This window comes from Polaromonas sp. (genome assembly GCF_035638815.1).
Classification (GTDB): domain Bacteria; phylum Pseudomonadota; class Gammaproteobacteria; order Burkholderiales; family Burkholderiaceae_C; genus Polaromonas.
In genome coordinates this window covers 57,151-78,737 of sequence record NZ_DASQZG010000002.1, presented here as the reverse complement: position 1 = coordinate 78,737, position 21,587 = coordinate 57,151, and the positions used below count along the sequence as shown (strand labels likewise).

The 21,587-nt window shown below is 61.6% G+C and carries 13 protein-coding genes; 3 read left to right on the top strand and 10 right to left on the bottom strand.

All coding sequences use genetic code 11. The annotated features are described in order from the left end of the window. The first annotated feature begins 109 nt into the window (after positions 1-109). Positions 110-394: a GIY-YIG nuclease family protein gene (locus VE934_RS00645; protein ID WP_324883274.1), complete on the top strand. Its 285-nt coding sequence runs from the start codon at positions 110-112 to the stop codon at positions 392-394. Positions 395-466: 72 nt separating this feature from the next. Here VE934_RS00645 and VE934_RS00640 read toward each other — a convergent pair whose 3' ends face one another. From VE934_RS00640 to VE934_RS00625, 4 genes are all read right to left on the bottom strand, one after another. Further along, positions 467-1,885, bottom strand: coding sequence for an efflux transporter outer membrane subunit (locus tag VE934_RS00640; protein ID WP_324883339.1), 1,419 nt, complete (start codon positions 1,883-1,885; stop codon positions 467-469). A gap of 7 nt (positions 1,886-1,892) precedes the next feature. After that, the gene (locus VE934_RS00635) at positions 1,893-5,144 is read right to left on the bottom strand and encodes an efflux RND transporter permease subunit (protein WP_324883272.1); all 3,252 of its coding nucleotides are present in this window, start codon (positions 5,142-5,144) and stop codon (positions 1,893-1,895) included. Positions 5,145-5,268: 124 nt separating this feature from the next. After that, complete coding sequence (locus VE934_RS00630) at positions 5,269-8,388, bottom strand: efflux RND transporter permease subunit (RefSeq protein ID WP_324883270.1); 3,120 nt, start codon at positions 8,386-8,388, stop codon at positions 5,269-5,271. Between the two features lie 39 nt (positions 8,389-8,427). After that, the gene (locus VE934_RS00625; protein WP_324883268.1) at positions 8,428-9,780 is read right to left on the bottom strand and encodes an efflux RND transporter periplasmic adaptor subunit; all 1,353 of its coding nucleotides are present in this window, start codon (positions 9,778-9,780) and stop codon (positions 8,428-8,430) included. A gap of 299 nt (positions 9,781-10,079) precedes the next feature. On the opposite strand from VE934_RS00625, the gene uvrA reads away from it, so the two are divergent. Further along, entirely contained in the window at positions 10,080-12,737 is a 2,658-nt protein-coding gene (gene uvrA, locus VE934_RS00620; RefSeq protein ID WP_324883266.1) for an excinuclease ABC subunit UvrA, read from the top strand. A 72-nt stretch (positions 12,738-12,809) separates the two neighbouring features. On the opposite strand, the gene VE934_RS00615 is transcribed toward uvrA, so the two are convergent. The 3 genes from VE934_RS00615 to VE934_RS00605 all read right to left on the bottom strand — a co-directional run bounded on the left by VE934_RS00615 (position 12,810) and on the right by VE934_RS00605 (position 16,695). Next, positions 12,810-13,796 carry a glycerophosphodiester phosphodiesterase gene (locus tag VE934_RS00615; RefSeq protein ID WP_324883264.1) on the bottom strand — a complete coding sequence of 329 codons (987 nt, stop codon included), beginning with the start codon at positions 13,794-13,796 and terminating at the stop codon, positions 12,810-12,812. Between the two features lie 18 nt (positions 13,797-13,814). Further along, a complete protein-coding gene (locus VE934_RS00610) occupies positions 13,815-16,163 on the bottom strand; it encodes an ATP-dependent DNA helicase (protein ID WP_324883263.1) in 2,349 nt (782 codons plus the stop codon). A gap of 106 nt (positions 16,164-16,269) precedes the next feature. After that, positions 16,270-16,695, bottom strand: a complete 426-nt coding sequence (locus tag VE934_RS00605; protein WP_324883261.1) for a potassium channel family protein — start codon at positions 16,693-16,695, stop codon at positions 16,270-16,272. Positions 16,696-16,919: 224 nt separating this feature from the next. Here VE934_RS00605 and VE934_RS00600 point away from each other — a divergent pair, with 224 nt between their 5' ends. Further along, complete coding sequence (locus tag VE934_RS00600) at positions 16,920-18,098, top strand: sensor histidine kinase (RefSeq protein WP_324883258.1); 1,179 nt, start codon at positions 16,920-16,922, stop codon at positions 18,096-18,098. Between the two features lie 16 nt (positions 18,099-18,114). On the opposite strand, the gene VE934_RS00595 is transcribed toward VE934_RS00600, so the two are convergent. From VE934_RS00595 to cbiB, 3 genes are read right to left on the bottom strand one after another with little or no spacing between them, the layout of a single operon-like run. Next, positions 18,115-19,566 (bottom strand): cobyric acid synthase, encoded by a 1,452-nt coding sequence (locus VE934_RS00595; RefSeq protein ID WP_324883256.1) that lies wholly within the window; start codon positions 19,564-19,566, stop codon positions 18,115-18,117. Next, on the bottom strand, positions 19,563-20,567 hold the full coding sequence (locus VE934_RS00590) for an aminotransferase class I/II-fold pyridoxal phosphate-dependent enzyme (protein WP_414693787.1): 1,005 nt from the start codon (positions 20,565-20,567) through the stop codon (positions 19,563-19,565). Before VE934_RS00590 ends, VE934_RS00595 begins: the two co-directional genes overlap by 4 nt. Next, on the bottom strand, positions 20,564-21,586 hold the full coding sequence (cbiB, locus tag VE934_RS00585) for an adenosylcobinamide-phosphate synthase CbiB (RefSeq protein WP_414693786.1): 1,023 nt from the start codon (positions 21,584-21,586) through the stop codon (positions 20,564-20,566). Before cbiB ends, VE934_RS00590 begins: the two co-directional genes overlap by 4 nt. Position 21,587 lies beyond the last annotated feature (1 nt).

The following is a 21,587-nucleotide window of genomic DNA, read 5'->3' as shown; positions in this document are numbered from 1 at the left end:
GGCTTGTGTCATCCCCGACTAGATCGGGGATCCATCTCACATGCACTACCGGCTCGCGAGGCATGGATCCCCGGTCAAGCCGGGGATGACCTACAAGAAAAAATAAACCATGGACTACTTCGTTTACATCATGGCAAGCCAAAAGAATGGAACCCTGTACATAGGCGTAACCAACAACCTCATGCGCCGGGTGTACGAACACCGTAATGGTCTGGTCGAAGGCTTCACCAGCCAATATGCGGTTCATCAACTTGTCTGGTTCGAATCCACGCCGTCGGTTGAGGCTGCGATACACAGGGAAAAGCAGATGAAGAGATGGAACAGGGAATGGAAAATTGCTTTGATTGAGAAGGGCAATCCGGAGTGGGTGGATTTGTATGAGACCTTGCTTTGAGAGTTCATGCCTCACGTACCACTTTGCTACTCTATCAATAGCAATCTGCGCCCGTCCTGAAAGGGCCAACGCTTATTTTGTCTCTGATAAACCGCGCCAGCCGCCCCCCAGCGACTGGATGAGCGCCACTGCGGCCACCTGCCTGTCCACCTGCAGTTGCAGCAGGTTACGGCGCGCATTTTGCGCGGTGGCTTGAGCGTTGATGACTTCGGTGTAGTTGATCTGCCCAGCCTGGTAGCGGTTGAGAACCTGCTGCTCCACCAGGTCGGCCGCGCGGGCCGCTTGCTGGCGCAGCGCGAGTTGCTGGCCCAGCACGCGTGAGGCCACCAGCTGGTCTTCAACATCCTGAAAAGCCACCAGCATCGTCTGGCGATAACGTGCCGCGGCTTCGTCGAAGGCGGCGCGTGTGCCCTGCACTCTTGCCGTGGTCGCACCGGCGTTAAACAGTGTTTGCGCGGCAGAAATCCCCAGCGCCCACACCAGGTTGGACGCGTTGAACAAGTCGCCCAGACGCGACGCGCCAAAGCCTGCCGAGCCCGACAAACCCACGCTGGGGTAATACGCCGACTGGGCAATGCCGATCTGCTCATTGGCCTGCGCCACGCGCCGCTCTGCCGCGGCAATGTCGGGCCGGCGCTGCAGCAGGACCGAGGGCACCTCGATGGGCACGTCGGGCACGGTCAGCAGCAGGGTCGGTTGCACCGGCAGCGTGAAGTTGGCCGGCGCCACACCCACCAGGACAGCAATGGCGTGCTCAAGCTGTGCGCGCTGGCGCTCCAGGCCCAGCATGTCCGCCTGGGCGTTGGCCAATTGCGTTTCGGCCTGCAGAACATCGGTGCGCGGCACCACGCCTGCGGTGTAGCGGTTGTTGGTGATCTGCAGCGTGCGCTGGTAGCCGGTGATCGTTTGCGCCAGCAGCGCGCGCTGGGCGTCCTGCAGACGAATGCCAAAGTAGTTGATGGCCAGCTCACCCTGGGCTGACAGGCGGGCCGATGCAAGGTCGGCCAGGCTGGCCTGCTCACCGGCGCGGGCACTGTCTACCGTGCGGCGCAGCCGGCCCCAGACATCAGGTTCCCAGCTTGCGCCAATGTTGACTTTGTAACTGTTGCGCTCGGCGGTTGTTCCGCGCCCGCCTGTGCGGTTGGCGCCGCCGTCCAGCGTGACCGTGGGAAACAGCGAGGCCCGCTGCTCTGCCACCAGCGACCTTGCCTGCGCATAACTTGCCACCGCGATGGCAATGTTCTGGTTGTTGACTTCCACCCGAGAAGCCAGGTCATTAAGCAGCGGGTCGTTGAACAGCTGCCACCACGGGCCGCGCTCCAGCGTGTCGGCGGGCGCGGCGCGCACCCACTCGCCCTGCCCTTGCTTGAAAGCAGCAGGTGTGTCCACCGTGGGAGCCTGCTCGTAACGCGGGCCAACGGCACAGCCGGCCAGCAGAAGGGCCAGCGCCAGTGCGGTGAGCCTGGGGGGCAGAGTGAGTGATAGTCGCATGGTGACCTCAGGCAGCTTGAATGTTGGGATTGGTGTCATGGCGGGCCAGCTCTCGCTCTTGCGGGCTGCGGCGGCGCAGCTTGTCCAGCAGCAGGTAGACCACTGGCGTGGTGAGCAGCGTCAGCACCTGGCTGGCGATCAGCCCGCCGACGATGGCAATGCCCAATGGGCGGCGCAGCTCTGCGCCCTCGCCAAAACCAATAACCAGCGGAAGCGCGCCCAGCATCGCGGCAAGAGTTGTCATGAGGATGGGGCGAAAACGCAGCAGACAAGCCTCGCGCACCGCGTCCAGCGGTGAGAGCCCGCGCGATCGTTCAGCGTCGAGCGCAAAGTCAATGATGAGAATGGCGTTTTTCTTGACGATGCCTATGAGCAGGAAAAGCCCGATCAGCGCCATGATGGAAAAGTCCAGCCTGAAGATCAGTAGCGCCAGCACCGCGCCCACCCCGGCAGATGGCAAGGTGGACAGCACGGTGATGGGATGCACCAGGCTTTCATACAGCACGCCAAGCACGATATAGATAACGACGATAGCGGCAAAGATCAGCAGCGGCTGCTCTTGCTGCGAAGCCTGTGCAGCGCGCGCCGTGCCCTGAAAGCTCCCGCGCACATTGATAGGCATGCTGATGGAGGCCTCGGCCCGGCGCACCGCCTCCTGCCCGTCGGCCAGGGTGTTGCCCTCGGCCAGGTTGTAAGAGATGGTGGTGGCCAGCTCCGCGTCCTGGTGCGCCACAGAGCTGGCGGTGGGTCGCTCTGAAAACTTGGCAATGGCCGACAGCGGCACCATGGTGCGCGCGCCACCACTGAGAGCCTGACCCGTCGATTGGTCGCGCAGCGCCGGGTTGATGACGCTTGTGGTTGCTGCCGCTGTTGCAGCGCCTGCAGCCGATGTAGAAGTGGCGGCTGCGCTTGCATCCGCCGGAGGCCGGGCTGGCACATAGATGTCCTTGAGCGACTCCGGGCTGCGTATGTAGCGCGGCGCCACGCCCATGATCACCCGGTACTGGTTGAGCTCGTCATAAATCGTGGCCACCTGCCTCTGACCAAAGCCGTTGTAGAGCGCGTTGTCCACATCGCGCGAAGTGATGCCCAGACGTGCCGCGCTGTCCTTGTCCACTTCCACATAAGACTCGACGCCGTTTTCCTGCTGGTCGGTATCCACGTCGACCAGGGCCTCTTGCTGCTTCATGGCTTCTGCCAGGCGCGTGGCCCATAGCCGCAGGTCGGCCACCTTGTCGCTTTTCAGGGTGTACTGGTAGGTGGAGTTGCTGGAGCGCCCACCCATGCGCAAGTCTTGCACCGGGTTAAGGAAGAGGCTGATGCCGGTCACCGTCGCCAGTTGCGGCCGCAGGCGGGCAATCACAGCCTGTCCTTTTTCGGTGCGCTCTGATGCAGGCTTGAGATTAACAAATAGAAAACCGCCACCTGCGCGGCCACCACCGGTAAAACCAACCACCGTATCCACTGCCGGGTCAGCGCGAATGATGTCCACCAGCGCCTTGAGCTTTTCCTGCATAGCCTGAAAGGAAATGCTTTGGTCGGCACGCAACCCGCCCTGAATTTGTCCGGTGTCCTGCGTGGGGAAAAATCCTTTGGGAATCATGACAAACAAATAGACATTGAGCACCACGACCAGACCCAGAATCGCCATGACCACCCAGCGGGCATGCAGGGCCCAATCCAGGCTGTGGGCGTAACCGCGGTGCAGGCGGTCAAAGCCGCGCTCAAACCAGCGGGCCACGCGCCCCGGCTTCTTGCCCGGTGCGTCGGGCCGCAGCAGCCATGCGCACATCATGGGTGTGGTGGTCAGTGAAATGAGCAGTGAGATCATCACCGCAGCCGACAGCGTCACCGCAAACTCGCGGAACAAGCGGCCGACCTGCCCACCCATGAAGAGCAGCGGAATAAACACCGCGACCAGCGACAGGCTGATGGACAGAACGGTAAAGCCTACCTCGCGCGCGCCCAGCAGAGCGGCCTTGAAGCGGTCCATGCCCGCTTCGATATGCCGCGCCGTGTTCTCGAGCACGACGATGGCGTCGTCCACCACAAAACCGGTGGCCACGGTCAGCGCCATCAGGCTCAGGTTGTTGAGCGAAAAATCCAGCAGGTACATCACCCCAAACGTACCCAGCAGCGAGACCACCGTCGCCACCGCCGGGATAATTGTGGCGCGGACACTGCGCAAAAACGCGCTGACCACCAGCACCACAAGTGCCACCGCTATCAGCAGCGTGATTTCAACCTCGTGCAGCGCCGAGCGTATGGAGTTGGTGCGGTCCGAGGCCACCGAGAGCTTGATGTCTTTGGGCAACTGGGACTGAAGCTCGGGCAGCAAGGCGCGCACGCCGTCTACCGTCTTGATGACATTGGCCCCCGGCTGCAAGGTAACCAGCACCACCACGGCCGGGTCGCCATTGAACAGGCCCAGCGTGTTGACGTTTTCAACGCTGTCCACCACGTCGGCCACGTCAGACAGGCGGACCGCCGCCCCGTCGCGCCAGGCCACCACCAGGCCTTTGTAGTCAGCGGCAGAAACCTTGGCCGCGCCACGCTGGCCGGTACCGGTGTAAATCTGAAAGCGCCGGCCCGAGCCTTCAATGTCGCCCTTGGGCCGGTTGGCACTGCCTGCCTGCAGTGAGGCGCGCACGTCCTCGGTGCTGATGCCGTATTTGTTGAGCGCAAAGGGCAGCAATTCAACCCGGACCGCGGGCAGCGAACCACCACCCAGCTCTACGTCTCCCACACCAGAGACCTGCGCGAGTTTTTGCTGCACCACGTTGGAGACGGCGTCGTAAATTTGCCCCGGCGAGCGAGTGGGCGAGGTCATCGCCAAAATGATCACGGGGGCGGCCGAGGGGTTGGCCTTGCGGTAGGTCGGGTTGCTGCGCAGGGTGGACGGCAAGTCGGCGCGGGACGCGTTGATGGCAGCCTGCACCTCGCGGGCCGCCGCATCGATGTTGCGGTTGAGGTCGAACTGCAGGCTGATCCGGGTGGAGCCGTTGCTGCTGCTGGACGTCATTTCATTGACGCCCGCAATCGTGCCCAGACGCCGCTCCAGGGGCGTGGCCACACTGGTGGCCATGGTGTCAGGGCTGGCGCCGGGCAGGCTGGCGCTGACAGAAATGGCCGGGTAGTCCACCTGCGGCAGTGAAGCCACGGGTAGCAGAAAGAAAGCGCCAATGCCGGCCAGCGCAATGCCAATGGTCAGCAGGACCGTGGCGATGGGGCGGCGGACGAAGGGCTCGGAGAGGTTCATGGCCGCGCCTCGCTTTCAGAAGCTGTCATCCCGGACTTGATCCGGGATCCATGCAGCATGAACCTGCGTCCTCGCTCGCGAGGCATGGATTGCCGGTCAAGCCGGCAATGACAAGCTTTGAGGATCATGGCTCTACAACCTCCGACGACGCACGCGCATCACGCCGAGACGACCACCGCCTCCCCAAACGATCAAATCCCAGGTAAATCACCGGTGTGGTGAACAGCGTGAGGAGCTGACTCAAAATCAAACCGCCAAAAATCGCGAGGCCCAGTGGACGGCGCAACTCTGCGCCCTCGCCCCAGCCCAGCATGAGCGGCACTGCCGCAAACAGCGCGGCCAGGGTCGTCATCAGAATCGGCCGGAAGCGCATCAGCGCAGCCTGGCGGATCGCGTCCGCGGGCGACTTGCCTTGCGTACGTTCCGCGTCAATCGCAAAGTCGATCATCATGATCGCGTTTTTCTTGACGATGCCAATCAAAAGAATGATGCCGATGATGCCTATCACCCCGAGATCATTGCCGGTGATGATGAGCATGACCAGCGCGCCCACGCCTGCCGAGGGCAGCGTTGAGAGAATCGTCAGCGGGTGGACGTAGCTTTCATAAAGCACACCAAGCACGATGTACACGCAGATGATGGCCGCCAGAATGAGCCACAGCTGGTTGGACAGCGACGATTCGTAAGCGCCCGATGCGCCCAGAAAAGTCATCGTCACGCCCGCAGGCAGCTTGATTTCTTTGGCAGCGTCGCGAATGGCATCCACTGCACTGCCCAGCGACACGCCGGGGGCAGTGTCAAAACCAACCGTGGTGGCCGGGTATTGCGCCACGTGGGTGATTTGCAGCGGCGCACGCCGCTCCGTGATTTTGGCCACTGCAGACAAGGGCGTGGCTTCGCCCGAAGAAGTCCGCAACTGCACCATGCCCAGTGATGCCGGCGAGGCCTGGCTGTCGGGACGCGCTTCGAGGATGACCCGGTACTGGTTGGTTTCAGTGAAGATGGTCGAGACAATACGCTGACCAAATGCGCTGTACAGCGCCTCGTCAATGCTGGCGGCGGTGATATTCAGACGCGCTGCAGTGTCCCGATCAATGTCCACATACACCGCCGCACCCAGAATGGACGCGTCAGAAACCACATTGCGCACATGCTTGGCTTCCTGCAGTTTTTGCGTCAGGCGGGTGGCCCACTCGACCACGGTGGCGTTGTCGGCGGACTCCAGCGAAAAGCGATATTGCGTGGGGCCGGATTCGGCGTCGATGGTCAGGTCCTGCACCGGCTGCACGTAGAAGGTGATGCCCGCCACGCCCTGGGCCGTACGCTTGAGCCGCTGCATGATTTCTTCCTGGCTGCCACGCGAGCCTTTCAGGTTGATCAGCATGCGGCCGGTGTGCAGCATGGTGTTGTTGGCCGCGTCCACACCGACAAAGCTGCTCAGGGTAGCCACATCCGGGTCTTCCATCAGCAGACGCGCCACTTCCTGCTGCAGCTGCGCCATGCGAGGGTATGAAACCGATTGCGAAGCCTCTACCCGCGCCTGCAACTGGCCGGTGTCCTGCGTGGGGAACAGCCCCTTCGGAATCAGCACATACAACAGCACCGTCAGCACCAGGGTGCCCAGCGCCACCAGCAAGGTCAGGCGCTGGCGCAGCAAAACCCACCCGAGAGCGACGTCGTAACGCTCCACCACCCTATCAAAAAAGCGCTGCACTTTTCCGCTCCAGCCGCGCTGGTTGGCATGGCTCTCGGGGTTGGCCTTGAGCCAGCGCGCCGACATCATGGGCACCAGCGTCAGTGACACCACGCCAGAAATCAGAATGGTGATGGCCAGGGTGACCGCGAACTCGCGGAACAGCCGACCGACCACATCGCCCATGAAGAGCAGCGGTATCAGCACCGCAATCAGCGAGACGGTCAGCGAAATGATGGTGAAACCAATCTCGGTGGCGCCCTTCATGGCGGCCTGCATGGGCGGCTCGCCGTCCTCGATGTGGCGCGAGATGTTTTCGATCATGACGATGGCGTCATCGACCACAAAGCCGGTGGCAATCGTCAAGGCCATGAGCGAGAGGTTGTTCAGGCTGTAGCCCAGCAGGTACATCGCGCCGCACGTACCTATGAGAGAAATCGGCACCGCCAGACTGGCGATCACGGTGGCGCGCAGGCTGTGCAAAAAGGCAAAAATCACCAGCACTACCAGAATCACGGCCAGCAAAAGCTCAAGCTGCACATGGTGCACAGATGCCCTGATACCTGTGGTGCGGTCAGACAGCACGTCAACCTTGAGCGCACTGGGCAGGCTGGCAGTCAGCTCTGGCAGTCGCGCCTTGATGGCGTCCACCGTGGCAATCACGTTGGCGCCGGGCTGGCGCTGCACATTGAGAATGATGGCCGGCTTGAGTTGGCCCGAGACCACCGACCATGCGCCGAGCTTGACGTTTTCTGCACTCTCCACAACCTGGGCCACATCGCTGAGACGAACCGGCGCGCCATTGCGAAAGGCCACAACAAGCTTGTTGTAATCGGCCAGCGCCAGCAACTGATCGTTGGAATTGATGGTGTAGGCACGCGTAGGACCGTCGATGCTGCCCTTGGCCCCGTTGGCATTGGCAGCAGTGATGGCGGTGCGCACACCGTCCAGCGTCAGACCGTAAGAGGCCAGTGCGCGTGTATCCACCTGAATGCGCATGGCCGGACGCTGGCCGCCCGATAGCGCCACCAGACCCACGCCGCTGACCTGGCTGATCTTGAGCGCCAGTCGGGTGTTGACGATGTTTTGCACCTCTGTCAGCGGCAACGTGTCGGAGGTGATGGCCAGGGTCAGCACAGGCGCATCAGCAGGGTTGACCTTGGCGTAAACCGGGGGCGCAGGCAAATCAGCGGGCAGCAGAGAACCGCCAGCGTTGATGGCAGCCTGCACCTGCTGCTCGGCCACATCCAGCGCCAGACCCAAGCCAAACTGCAGCGTGACGCTGGACACGCCAGACGCGCTGGTCGAGCTCATGCGGGACAAGCCAGGCATCTGTCCGAACTGACGTTCCAGCGGCGCCGTCACGGTTTGCGCCATCACCTCCGGGCTGGCGCCGGGGTACAGCGTCTGCACCTGGATGGTGGGGTAATCGACCTGCGGCAAGGCTGACAGCGGCAACATGCGCAGACCCACCAGGCCAGCCAGCACGATGGCCAGCATCAACAGCGAGGTTGCGACCGGGCGCAGGATAAAGGGACGGGACGGGCTCATGGTGTGGGCAGGTCTGGCGAGGCGCTCATGCCTGAACGGTCAGGAAGCTGGCGCACTGGCCGCAGCCCGCTGGCGACGGCCTTCGCCACCCTGCCCGCCCTGCCCACCTCCACGCTGGCCGGAAGCAGCCCCTGCGGGAGCAGACGCCCCCTGGCGGCGCCCGCCGGCGCGCGGCGCATCTCCGGGCAGGTTGACGCGCGAGCCATCCTTCAGACGGTCTGCGCCTTCGGTAATCACACGCTCGCCGGCCTGCAGGCCGGTAGTGATTTGCACCTTGTCTACCGTGGCCTGGCCGCGGGTTACAGGGCGCAGGGTCACGGTCCGGTCGTTATTGAAGATGAACACATGGTCACCACTGGCGCCGGTACGCAAGGCCGCGACGGGCACCACGACGGCGTTTTCAATGGTGCGCAGTTGAAGCTGCACATTGACAAACTGGCTGGGAAACATGGCTTGCTGCGCATTGTTGAACCGCGCTTTGGCACGCACCGTGCCAGTTTGCGTGTCGACCTGGTTGTCCAGCGAGGCAAACACGCCAGTGTCCAGCACCGTGCTGCGGGTGCGGTCCAAGGCCTTGACCTCCATGGCGTTGGAGCCATTGCGCTGCAGCGCGGGTGCCTGATCCTGAGGAACCGCAAACTCCACATCTATCGGAGAGACCTGGGTCAACAAGGCCACGCCATTGGCGTCGCCGCTGTTGACGACATTGCCAACATCCACCACCCGCAGGCCGACGCGGCCCGCAATGGGCGCAACAATGCGGGTGTAGCTGAGGTTCAGCCGCGCGGTACCTTCGTTGGCCTTGGAAATCACCACAGCCGCTTCAAGCTGCTTGACCAGCGCGGCCTGTGTGTCAACCTCCTGCCGGGCAATGGAGTCCTGCTCGAGCAGGGTGCGAAAGCGCTGCAGGGTGACACGCGCCGCTTCAAGCTGGGCTTCATCACGCATGCGCTGGCCCAGAGCCTGCTGGGTCGCCATTTCAAACTGGCGCGGGTCTATGGTGGCCAGCAACTGGCCCTTGCTGACCATTTGCCCCTCTTTAAACAGTACCTGTTGCAGCACGCCAGAGACCTGCGGACGCACGCGCACCGTGGCTTGCGGCACCACGGTGCCCAGCGCTTCGAGAAAAACCGGAATGTTTGTCTGCTCGGCCTTGGCCACGCCGACTGTTGTGGACTGGCTTCGACCACCGCCCGGCCCTGCGCCTGGACCCGCCGCGCCTGCTGTTTCTCTGTGAGTCAGCGACCAGGCCAGCCACCCAACACCAATAACCACCAGCACGGCAACGGTCAGGCCAATGAGCGAGGCCCGGCGGCTAATCCGGCGGCGCGGGGTCGCGTGGACCAGGCTGTCGCCAGTTTTTGCAGGCTGCTCGGGTGAATGCGGATTCATCAGGTTCCTTCTTATTGGGTCGCCGCCAGCAGGCGCTCGGCTTTGTCACACGGTACATCAACAGCTATGGACCGCCACCGGCAGGCCGCGCAACCCGGCGTAGGCGCAATCCTCGCCTGTTGCGCAGGGTGGGCAGGCCTAGCTTGCCCTTTCCTTGTAACTGTTTTGTGAACCTGGTTTGTTGCCAGCGCAAAGGCCGGGAAAGGCCTCGCTCCATGAAGGGTACGGGGGCCGCCCTCCTACCGGCAATTAGGCTCTATCTGACCCGGCGCACCAGGTGACGGACCTACGGTCTCTCCATGGTTAAAAAACAGCTGTCCCCCCGCACGATTCCCCCACGAGCTTCCGGCCAGGGCTTTGTCCGTGTACGGGGTGCGCGTGAACACAACCTGAAAGATGTGGATGTGGACATTCCACGCGACGCGCTGGTGGTTTTTACCGGAATTTCGGGTTCGGGCAAGTCCTCCCTGGCCTTTGGGACTTTGTATGCGGAGGCGCAGCGCCGCTATCTGGAGTCAGTCTCGCCCTACGCGCGGCGGCTGATCGACCAGGCGGGTGTCCCGGATGTGGACTCCATCGAAGGGCTGCCACCTGCCGTGGCGCTGCAACAGCAGCGCGGCACGCCCAGCGCCCGCTCTTCTGTGGGCAGCGTCACTACCATCTCCAGCCTGCTTCGGATGTTGTACTCGCGTGCAGGCAGCTATCCGCCCAAACAGCCCATGTTGTATGCAGAAGATTTTTCACCCAACACCCCACAGGGTGCGTGTCCCCGCTGCCATGGGTTAGGCCGGGTGTACGAAGTGACGGAAAAATTGATGGTGCCCGACGATTCCCTGAGTATTCGTGAGCGCGCTGTGGCGGCATGGCCCGTAGCATGGCAAGGCCAGAACCTGCGCGACATTCTGGTGACGCTCGGCCACGATGTGGACATCCCATGGCGCGAATTGCCAAAGAAAACGCGTGACTGGATTCTCTTCACCGACGAGAAACCGACCGTGCCCGTGTACGCGGGTTTCACACCCAAAGAAACCCGGGCAGCGCTGCGCAGCAAGATGGAGCCCAGTTACCAGGGCACCTTTTCCAGTGCACGCAGCCACGTGCTGCACAGCTTTGCCACCACGCAAAGTTCCTTGATGAAAAAGCGCGTGGCGCAGTTCATGACGGGCAGCGCGTGCCCGCAATGCGATGGGAAACGCCTCAAGCGGGAGGCGCTTTCCGTGACCTTTGCCGGGCATGACATTGGCGAACTTTCGCAACTGTCCCTTACCCAGCTTGCCGCCGTGTTGCGTCCCGCCGCCGAGGGGCGTTTGAGCAGTTCCCCTGATGACGTGGGCAGCACCCTGCCCCGCACCGCAGCGCGCAAGGCTGTGCAGGACCGGATGGCTCAGGGGGGTGCCTCGCATGCGGCTGCGCCCGATGTCAGGCGCACGCCAAATCTCTCAGAAGAAAAACGTGAGGCGGCACGCCGGATTTCGCATGACCTGCTGGGCCGCCTGGCCACACTGACAGAGCTGGGACTGGGCTACCTCTCGCTGGAGCGCAGCACGCCGACACTTTCGCCGGGCGAGTTGCAACGCCTGCGGCTGGCAACACAGCTGGGCTCGCATTTGTTCGGGGTGATCTATGTGCTGGACGAGCCCTCCGCCGGACTGCATCCAGCCGACAGCGAAGCACTGGTGGCTGCGCTGGATCGGCTCAAGGCAGCTGGCAACACCCTCTTTGTCGTCGAGCATGATTTGTCGATGATGCGCCGGGCGGACTGGCTGGTAGATGTTGGCCCGGGTGCGGGAGAACAGGGTGGCGAAGTGCTTTATAGCGGACCTCCGGATGGATTGGCTGGGATCGCCCAATCCCAAACCGGGCGCTATCTATTCGGACGGGCAAGCCCGCCCCAGCGGCAAATACGCAAGGCCACTGGGTGGTTACGTCTGGAAGGCATCACGCGCAACAATCTGCAAGGGCTGGACGCGGCGTTTCCATTGGGTTGCTTCACTGCCGTGACCGGCGTGTCCGGATCGGGCAAGTCAAGCCTGGTAAGCCAGGCCTTGCTGGACCTGGTATCGACCCAACTGGGCAGCACCAGCCCCGAAGACGAAGCAGAAGACGGTGACCCGCTTACGGCGGCGCCACACCAGGCAACCGCAGGGCACATCACGGATGGAATCCAAAGTGTGCGCAGGCTGGTGCGTGTGGATCAAAAGCCCATAGGCCGTACCCCTCGCTCCAACCTGGCCACGTATACCGGCTTTTTTGACACGGTGCGCAAGCTGTTTGCCGATACACCGGCTGCCCGAAAGCGGCGCTACGACGCAGGCCGCTTTTCATTCAACCTGCCTAAGGGCCGTTGTGCCACTTGCGAGGGTGAAGGCTTCGTGTCAGTAGAAATGCTTTTTATGCCCAGCGTCTACGCGCCCTGCCCCGACTGTCACGGCAAACGCTACAACGCCCAAACACTTGAGATCACCTGGCAGGAAAGCAACATCGCGCAAGTGCTGGGCATGACGGTGGATGAAGCCTGCGAATTTTTCAAGGACGAAGCGCAGGTATTGCGTCCTCTGCAGGTGCTGCGCGACATCGGGCTGGGCTATCTGCGGCTGGGTCAGCCAGCCACCGAGCTTTCGGGCGGTGAGGCCCAGCGCATCAAGCTGGCCACAGAGTTACAACGTACCCAGCGTGGCAATACGCTGTACGTACTGGACGAGCCGACCACGGGTTTGCACCCAGCCGATGTAGACCGTCTGCTGTTGCAACTCAATGGCCTGGTAGAGGCAGGCAACACGGTCATAGTGGTGGAGCACGAGATGCGGGTTGTGGCGCAAAGTGACTGGGTGATCGACATGGGCCCAGGCGCCGGTAAGGAAGGCGGGCTGATAGTGGCTCAGGGCACCCCCCGAGAAGTGGCAGACCATCCCGCCAGCCGCAGCGCCCCCTACCTTGCGGATTGCCTGCGGGCTTAAGGGTCGGCCTGGACTCTCGCCTGCTGCGCGACCCGCGTCCATGGGGCGCCACCTGGCGCAACTGTTGCGAAGCTAGGGAGATACGGTCGTCGAATTCGGCAGCGGCATGCCGCGGCGCTTCATCTCTTCACGGAGCAGGTCAGGTCTGTCCGTGACGATGCCGTCCACCCCCATATCCAGCACGGCAGCCATGCGGGCAGGCTCATTGACGGTCCAGGCCAAAACCTGCAGACCCAAGGTTTTGGCCTCTTTGACCTTTTCGGAAGTCAGGTCCATGTGGAAGGCCGACCAGGTGTGGCCGCCTGCGGCCTTGATCATCCTGGGCACTGATCCGTGATCGACGTAGCGAATGCCCGCAGTCCAGGGCGAAGGCTCGGTTTTGTCCGCCCCAATGTTCTCGCCGGCGCCGCGCTGAATGCTCAGGTACACGGTCGGAATCTCGGGCGCGTCGCGCTGGATCACCTGCAGGGTGCGCCAGTCAAAAGACAGCACCGAAGTGCGTGACACCATGCCGGCCTCGCGGATTGCGGCGATCACCGCGCGGGCAAAAGCCTCGGGCGCAAGCGTGTCCTGCGGAGCCAGCGGCGACAGCTTGGTCTCAATGGCAAAACGCACTTTGTCATTACCGGACTTTTTCACCAGCGCAAACAAATCGGCCAGACGCGGTATGCGCGTGCCGTCCAGCGCTTTCTGATCAGAAAACTGCCGGGCGTAAGCGGTCCCGGGCTTGATGCGACCTACGTCGTAGGCGCCCAGCTCGGCAAAACTCAGGCTGGACACCAGAGGCCCCGGTGCGTCGATGAAACGCCCATCAGCGCCACGCGTGATGTCGGGGTTCAACGCCCGGTCATGGGTGATCACAAGCACACCATCTTTCGTGATTGCGATGTCCAGCTCAAGCGTGGTGACACCAATGCCCAGGGCCTGAGCAAACGACGGCAAGGTGTTCTCGGGTGTCAGTCCGCGGGCGCCGCGGTGGGCCTGCAGGTCAAAGCCGTGGCTATGCAGGCTTGTCGCCAGCAACAGGGCAGCAAGAGTGAGACGGAATACAGCTGGCATGGTGGCCTCCTTGGACGCTCAGTTTAATAAGTCAGTCATCAGGCCTTTCTGCGGCGCTTCATGCGCATGTTGGGCGTTGCCCCGTGCGCGCTGGTGCTCTACTTTCCACCAGCGGGGAAACAGCTCCTGCACCTGCGCCTGGGCGTAACGGTCGTCCACCAGATACACCACACCTTGATCAAGCTCGGTCCGGATCACACGGCCCGCCGCCTGCACCACTTTTTGCAGACCGGGATAAAGATAGGTGTAGTCATACCCTTTGCCAAAACTGCTCTCCATGCGCAGCTTGATCTGCTCGTTGACCGGGTTGATCTGCGGCAAGCCCAGCGTGGCAATAAAAGCACCAATCAATCGCTTGCCTGGCAAATCAATACCTTCGGAAAATGCGCCACCAAGTACCGCAAAACCAATGCCGCACGAGTCCGTGGTGAAACGGCCGAGAAAAGCTTTTTTGGCGGACTCTTCCATGCCGCGCAACTGCTCCCACACCGCAATGCCGGGGTGCCTGGTTTTAAACAAATCCACCAGTTGTTGCAGGTAGTCAAAGCTGCTGACAAAACTCAGGTAGTTGCCCGGCGTCTGGGCGTATTGCCGCGCCATCAAGTCCACCATGGGCAAGAGAGAGTTTTCACGGTGACGGTAGCGCGTGGAGACATCACGCACCACCTGTACCGACAGTTGTCCGGCGTGAAACGGCGAGGCCACATCGATACAAGCTGTGTCATCCGGCAGGCCCAGCATGTCGCTGTAAAAATTCGTCGGGCTCATGGTGGCGGAAAAGAGCACGGTGGAATGCGCAGCCGCAAATCGCGGGGCCAGAAATGGCGCGGGGACAACGTTGCGCAGGCACAGCACTGCTCCACTTTCGCCCAGCGTGATGTCAAACAGCGAGTGTGTGCCCAGCAGCTCTGCCATACGGGAGAAATGCAGCACCTCGAAAAAGAAGTTTTGCAGACGGGCGTCGATTCCGGAGGGGTGGTCGGCCAAATGATCAAGGATGGCACTGGCCGTTTGTTGCAGCGCGCCGCAAAAAGCTTGCGGGACCTCATCATGGACTTTGTAGTCCTCCAGCTGGTTCTGGTGCAGTTCGAGCCAGGCCCGGCCCAGACGCCCCAACACTGTTTTGATGGCGGGTGGCGCGGCCTGCCTCGCAAGAGACAGATGCGCCGGGTCCAGCTCCGCCGAGTACATCTTGCGCGCCCGTTCCACCAGGTTGTGCGCCTCGTCTACCAGCACACTCACCCGCCACTGGCTGTCCTGCGCCTGGGCGTAAAGCATGGCGTTGACGTCAAAGTAATAGTTGTAGTCGCCCACCACCACATCGCTCCAGTGCAGCAGGTCCTGGCTCAGGTAGTAGGGGCAGACCTCGTGTGCCAATGCGACCTCGCGCAGTGCAGCTTTGTCCAGAGGGCCCTCAATCGCCTGACCCACCGCTGCAAGTCGGGCCGCCGGCAAGCGGTCATAAAAGCCCTGCGCCAGCGGACAGGAGTCGCCGTGGCAGGCCCTGCCGGGATGCTCGCACGCCTTGTCGCGCGCTACCAATTCAAGCACGCGCAGCGGCAGCTGGGGTGCCGTGGTTTTGATCAGGGCCAACGCATCCAGCGCGAGCTGCCTGCCCGGTGTCTTGGCTGCCAGATAAAACACCTTGTCGAGCTGCTGTGTGGGGCAAGCCTTGAGCAGGGGAAACAGGGTGCCGACCGTTTTGCCAATGCCGGTGGGTGCCTGAGCCATTAAACAGCGGCCGCTGCTGGCCGATTTGTAGACCGCCTCGGCTAACTCGCGCTGGCCGGGTCTGAAGGTGGCATGCGGAAACGCCAGCGAGGCCAAAGCCGCATCCCGCGCGGCACGGTGTACCAGCTCTTGCTGCGCCCAGACAATGAAGCGTTGGCACTGGTCCTCAAAAAATGCCTGCAGCTCTGTCGCGGAGTGGGACTCGACGATCAGGGTTTCATCCTGCGTGGCCACGTTGAAATACACCAGCGCGAGTTTGACTTGGGCCAGGGCCTCCCGCTGGCACAGCAGATGGCCGTACACCTTCAACTGCGCCCAGTGCAGATGCCGGTGGTTCTCACGCATGGTGTCAAGGTTGCCGCGGTAGGTTTTGATTTCTTCAAGCTGGCCGAGCTTGGCGTCGTAGCCATCGGCCCTGCCGCGTACCCGCAGGTTCTGGTAATCGCCGCTCAGGCTGACTTCGGTCTGGTAATGGGCCGGCCGCCGCATGGCCACCGTTCGGTGCCCCGCCATACCTTCAAGGGCTGAGGGTGATGGGGTGAAGCGGAGATCCAGGTCCCCGCGCTTGGCAGTGAAGTCACACAGCGCACGTACCGCCACGACATACGGTTTATCCGGGTCGTGAGGCTTGTTCATGTGCAAATGCGGTCGTGGGTTGCTGTATGAATAACCAGTATTGTAGCCAGCTCACCTGCGCAGGAATCGGCCCCCGAGGGCGCGCTGACAAGGGTGTGCCAGGGAACTATTTCTCGTTCCAGAACTTCTGCATCTCAACAAATAGAAAGGACGCTGACCAGGTAATCAACACCAGGCCCGTCAATGACTCGAGACCCGTCAGGAAGCGAAGATCGCCAACGGGCTGGATGTCACCAAAGCCCAGCGTGGTGAAAGTTGTAAAGGAAAAATAGACGCAGTCCATCAAGCTGCCACTGAAGTTGCCCGTCAGGTGGCCCCAGCCTTCGGCATGGTGCATCAGGTAATAAACACCGGCAAAAAGCCAGACCTCGACCGTATGCGCGACCAGCGCCCCGGCCACGCCCAACAGCACCAGGAAGCGGTGCCTCACCTTCACCTTGGGCAGCAACAGCGTGAGCCGAAACAGAAACTCGTAGTGAATAACTACGGCCAGCATGACAACGGCCAGATTGGCCAGAAAGATGTTGATCACAGTAAGTCTGCTAGTGGGTGATTGGAAATAGCCAGGTTGATGCTGGCAACGCGGCACGCCGTACGCCTGAGAGAACTATAGCTCCGGCCCAGGCAATCACCCTGTCTCGCCCGCCTGGCGTAGCGCTGGCCCACGGGAACTCAACTTGATACCACTGAACAAACAAACTCGGGCCGAGGTTGATGATTGTCAGGTAATGTGCAAAATAGCTCAAAGGAATAGACATGAAAAATTATCCGGAGCCTCTGCCGCAAACAGGCGAAAGCGCGGAGATTGAACGACTCCTGCTGCACCGTGCCATTGCTGCAAGCGGAGACGGCGTCACCATCGGCCGTGCCGTCGGCTCACAATTTCCGCTGATTTATGCCAACCCGGCTTTTTATCAAATGACCGGTTACGAGCCAGGCGAGGTGATTGGTAACGATTGTCGGTTTATGCAGGGAGCGCTGCGGGATCAGCCGGGTTTGGAGACACTTCGAACCGCCTTGAAAGAGGGTGCTTCAGCCACCGTTCTGCTACGCAATTTCCGCAAAGACGGCAGCTGGTTCTGGAATGAGTTGCGTGTTTCGCCGGTTCTGAATGAAGAGGGGAAGCTCACCCATTACGTGGGCTTACAACAAGATGTTACCGAGCGTGAGACGCGCAAACGCGAAATCGCGGAACTGAACAGAACCCTGGCCGAGCGGAGCATTGCCCTGGAAATGTCCAACGAAAGCTTGCGGTCATTCTCGTCTTCAGCGTCGCACGATTTACGGGCTCCTCTGTCATCCATCAAGGGTTTTTGCACAGCCCTGAGAAAGTCCATTGCCGCATCCCAGGACTCGCGCTCGGAACATTACATGGCCCGGATTGAAGCCAATGCCAACCGCATGAACGATCTTATTGAAGCCTTGCTGCAGCTGGCCAAATCCACGACCGGTGAGTTGAACGTACAGACGTGCGACCTCTCCCAAATGGCGCAGGAGGTCGTGAACGCCGAGCGACTCTCCCTGCCGACGAATGATGTGCAGGTGAATATAGAGCCGGGACTGGCCGCAGAGGGCGACCCCGCCCTTTTGCACTCGGTGCTGCAGAACCTGATTGGCAATGCCCTCAAATACTCGTCAAAGACGCCTGGGGCCACGGTGAGCTTTGGGCGCGAGTCAAACGAGTCTGACGAACCCAGGTTTTTTGTGCGTGACAATGGCGCGGGCTTTGACATGAAATACGCAGACAAACTTTTCGGCGCTTTTCAAAGGCTGCATTCAGAGTCTGACTTCCCGGGAACTGGCGTTGGACTTGCCACTGTCCGGCGCGTCATCACGCGGCACGGCGGCGTGGTCACAGCAGAGTCTGCACCGGGTCAGGGCGCGACATTTTTCTTCACCATAGGTGTGCCGCACGTTTACGGCATCGACGATTGACGCCAGCTGCGCTTGCCTAGTCCCGGATCAGCCCATCCAGCACACCGGGTGCGAAGTGTTGGCTGATGTAGTCCGCAAGACCATCGAACACTGGCTCCAGGGTTGGCGTGGCGGCTCCGAACAGCGCGTGCAAGACTGCCGGATCCTCAAACAAGCCGTGCATATAAACCCCGAGCACATTTCCGGCATTGTTTTGCCAGGCCAGGCCGTCGCTCATGACGGCGCGCGCCACATCGCCCGCCGCGGCCATGGCGCTGTGCGGTGCGGTCTGTCCGTGATGGATTTCGTAGCCTTGCACCGCTACGCCCGAGAGAGTTGACCACTCGCCACCCACGGCTAAAAACTTTTCCGCCCTGCGGCGCACGGTTTTATCCGCTTCAAACAAGGTAACTACGGGCAGCAGGCCCAAACCAGGGCCGTTACCGTCGATACCGTGCGGATCAATCAATGCCTCGCCCAGCATCTGCAGCCCGCCGCAAATTCCCAGCACGGCGCCGCCCCGCCCTGCATGCGCCGCAATGGCACCGTCCAGCCCCTGCGACCGCAACCAGGACAGGTCGCCGCTGGTGTGCTTGGAACCGGGAAGGATGATCCAGTCGACGCCGATCAGTTCTGCGGGGCTGCGTACCCACTTGAGATGGATGCCGGGCACGTTTTTAAGCGGCTGGAATTCGTCGAGGTTGCTGATGCGCGGATAAGCGATGACAGCGATTGTCTTTGTCACGGTTCCGGCGCCCGTGCTGCGCGCATCAAAAACACCGTCTTCTTCCGGCAGGCCGTGTTGCCACCACATGGGCAATGTTGCCACGGTGGGGACACCGGTCAGGTCCTGCAACATCTGAGGGCCGGGCGCCAGAAGCTTTGCATCGCCGCGAAACTTGTTCAGAACAAAACCTTTGATCAGCTTTTGCTCCGCCGCGTCCAGCATGGCCCAGGTTCCGTAGAGGTGTGCAAAAGCGCCGCCGCGGTCTATGTCAGTGACCAGCAGGCAGGCCGCGTTGGCGTGTTGCGCAACACGCATGTTGACAATGTCGCTGTCCTTGAGGTTGATCTCAGCCGGAGAGCCCGCGCCTTCCATCACCACCACATCGTTTTCTTCCAGCAACTCGTCCAGCGCCTTGGCCACCACGGGCCAGACTGAGGCGCTGCGGCCCCGCCATGCCATGCGCGAGAGTTCGGCATTCACTTGGCCCATCAGAACCACCTGGCTTTGCGTGTCTTTTTCTGGCTTGAGCAACAGCGGATTCATGCGCACGTCCGGCACAGCGTTTGCGGCAAGCGCCTGAAAATACTGGGCACTGCCGATTTCACCCTGAGCAACAACCCGGGCGTTGTTGCTCATATTTTGGGCTTTATAAGGCGCTACTCTCAAACCCTGGCGGGCGTAGTAGCGACACAGAGCCGTGGTCAGCCAGCTTTTGCCGGCTCCGCTGGTCGTGCCCAGAACCATTACGCTTTTTGCGGTCACGCTGATTTCCCGAAAATGTCTTGCAAGGCATTGTGCAGCGCCTGCTGCGCTGCTGGCGTTTGCACGCTTAAACGGAAGTGACTTGGTAAACCGAAAGACGCGCAGTCCCGCAGCTTGATTCCGCGCTGACGCAAGTCGGCCGCGACGCCCGGGATCTGTTTGCCATGGCAAACAAAAAAGTTGGCCTCACTGGGCAGCACAGTCCATCCGAAAGATTCACACAACGCGATCTGACTGGCCTTCCATTCCCGCAGCGTCGGCAGGCTGTCTGAAAGCCACGCCTGCACAGCGGGCGTGGTCCAGGCATGCAACATCGCCACACCATGCGCACCCACCACCCACGACGGTGCAAGCCGCTCCAGTTGGCTAATGTTTTCATCAGAATCCGCCGGTGCAATCACATAGGCAGCGCGAACGCCGGTCAGGCCAAGGGCTTTGTTGGGTGTCCAGAGCTGCCAGAACTTTTGCAGCACCTCTTGTGACACACCAGGTGCGCCACCCAGCCGCAGCGGCTCGTAGGCCCGGTCCAGCACACAAAACGCCTTGGGGTCTGGCAACTGATCAAGCGAGGCATGCGCCGCGCCGAGTGGGCTGGACGGATCACAAGCCCAACGCAGCTGCGCCTGCTCGGGTCGGCCCACCAATGGCAGCTTGAAACCTTGCGCAGCCTGGGCGTAGTCGCCGTAACTGTGCGATGGCAGCCAAACACCGCTGGCGCCACGCTGGGCAGCCAGCGCAGTGATGCGAAAAATAAACTCGCTGGCGCTGCCTGCCAGCAACACGCGCTGCGGGTCCACTTTGTGAAACTCGGCAAGCTGCGCACGCAAAACGGTGTAGCTGGCATCCGGGTATTGGCTGGCGTCGGCATGCTGTACGGCCGTCCAGGCAGCGGGGCAAGGCCCGCAGGCATTGCTGTTGCTTGAAAAGTCATGCAACGGTACGCCCAGGTGGTCCGGGCCGCCATGTGTGCGTGATGTCAAGGCGGCGTCTGCGACCATCATTTCACCGTAACCGCTATCAAAACAATAGCTATCGTCGCGCATAACAAAAGGCCATGAAGCACTTTTGATGCAAAACCAACGGCTAGTTGCGTGTCCGCAGCTCCGGGCGCCCTGCCCGCTTCATTCAAGGTGTACACACCGGGCTTGCTCAGGTGGACATTCAGCGCCAGGGCTATGCCGGCCATGGGCCAGCCACTGTTGGGAGAAGGCGTACGCGCCGCCTCCCGGTGCAGGGCTGCAAACTTGAATCCTCTGCTCACCAGCCACATCAGCAGCGCTGTCAATCTCGCTGGCACCCACGACAACACATCGTCCGAGCGTGCGGCCCACTTGCCCGCCCACTTCCAGTTTTGGCCCTTGTAAATACCGCGGTAACCCCACATTGCGTCAGCGGTGTTGGCAAAGCGATAGACCGCGGCGCCAGGCAGCCCCAGCAGGACGAACCAGAAAACAGGCGCCACGACTGAGTCGTTGAGGTTTTCGGCCAGTGACTCAATAGCGCTTTGCCGTACTTCACTCTCAGTCAGCTGGCTCGTGTCGCGGCTGACCAGCCAGGAAAGGCGCTCGCGCCCGGCTTGCGGCGACTGCTGCAACGCTTCTTCCACCGCCAGCACTTCACGACGCAACATGCGCCAGGACAACATGCACTTGAGCAGCCAGGCCATCAGCGCAAGAAGAAGCAGGACCGAAACGCCCGCCTGCACATCCGCGACAGCCGTGAGGCGCACAAATTGCGCCTCCAGCAGACCTTGCACCATCCAGGAAAGAGCGCCCACGGCCAGCGCGCCCGCGCACCAGGCGATGGTGCCCCCGACAAATGCGGGCAAAGGCCGACATACCGCCGTTATGCGACCGCAAGCCGTAAGGTAGTGCCCCATCCAGACGACGGGATGAAAAGCGGCGCGAGGCTCGCCCCATGTGCGGTCCAGCCACAAAGCCAGCAGCAAGACGGGCAAGAGCAACAGGGCGCTGGCGAGAAAATGCGGCGAAGGGTGCCAGTTAAAAAAGGCGAACAACAAG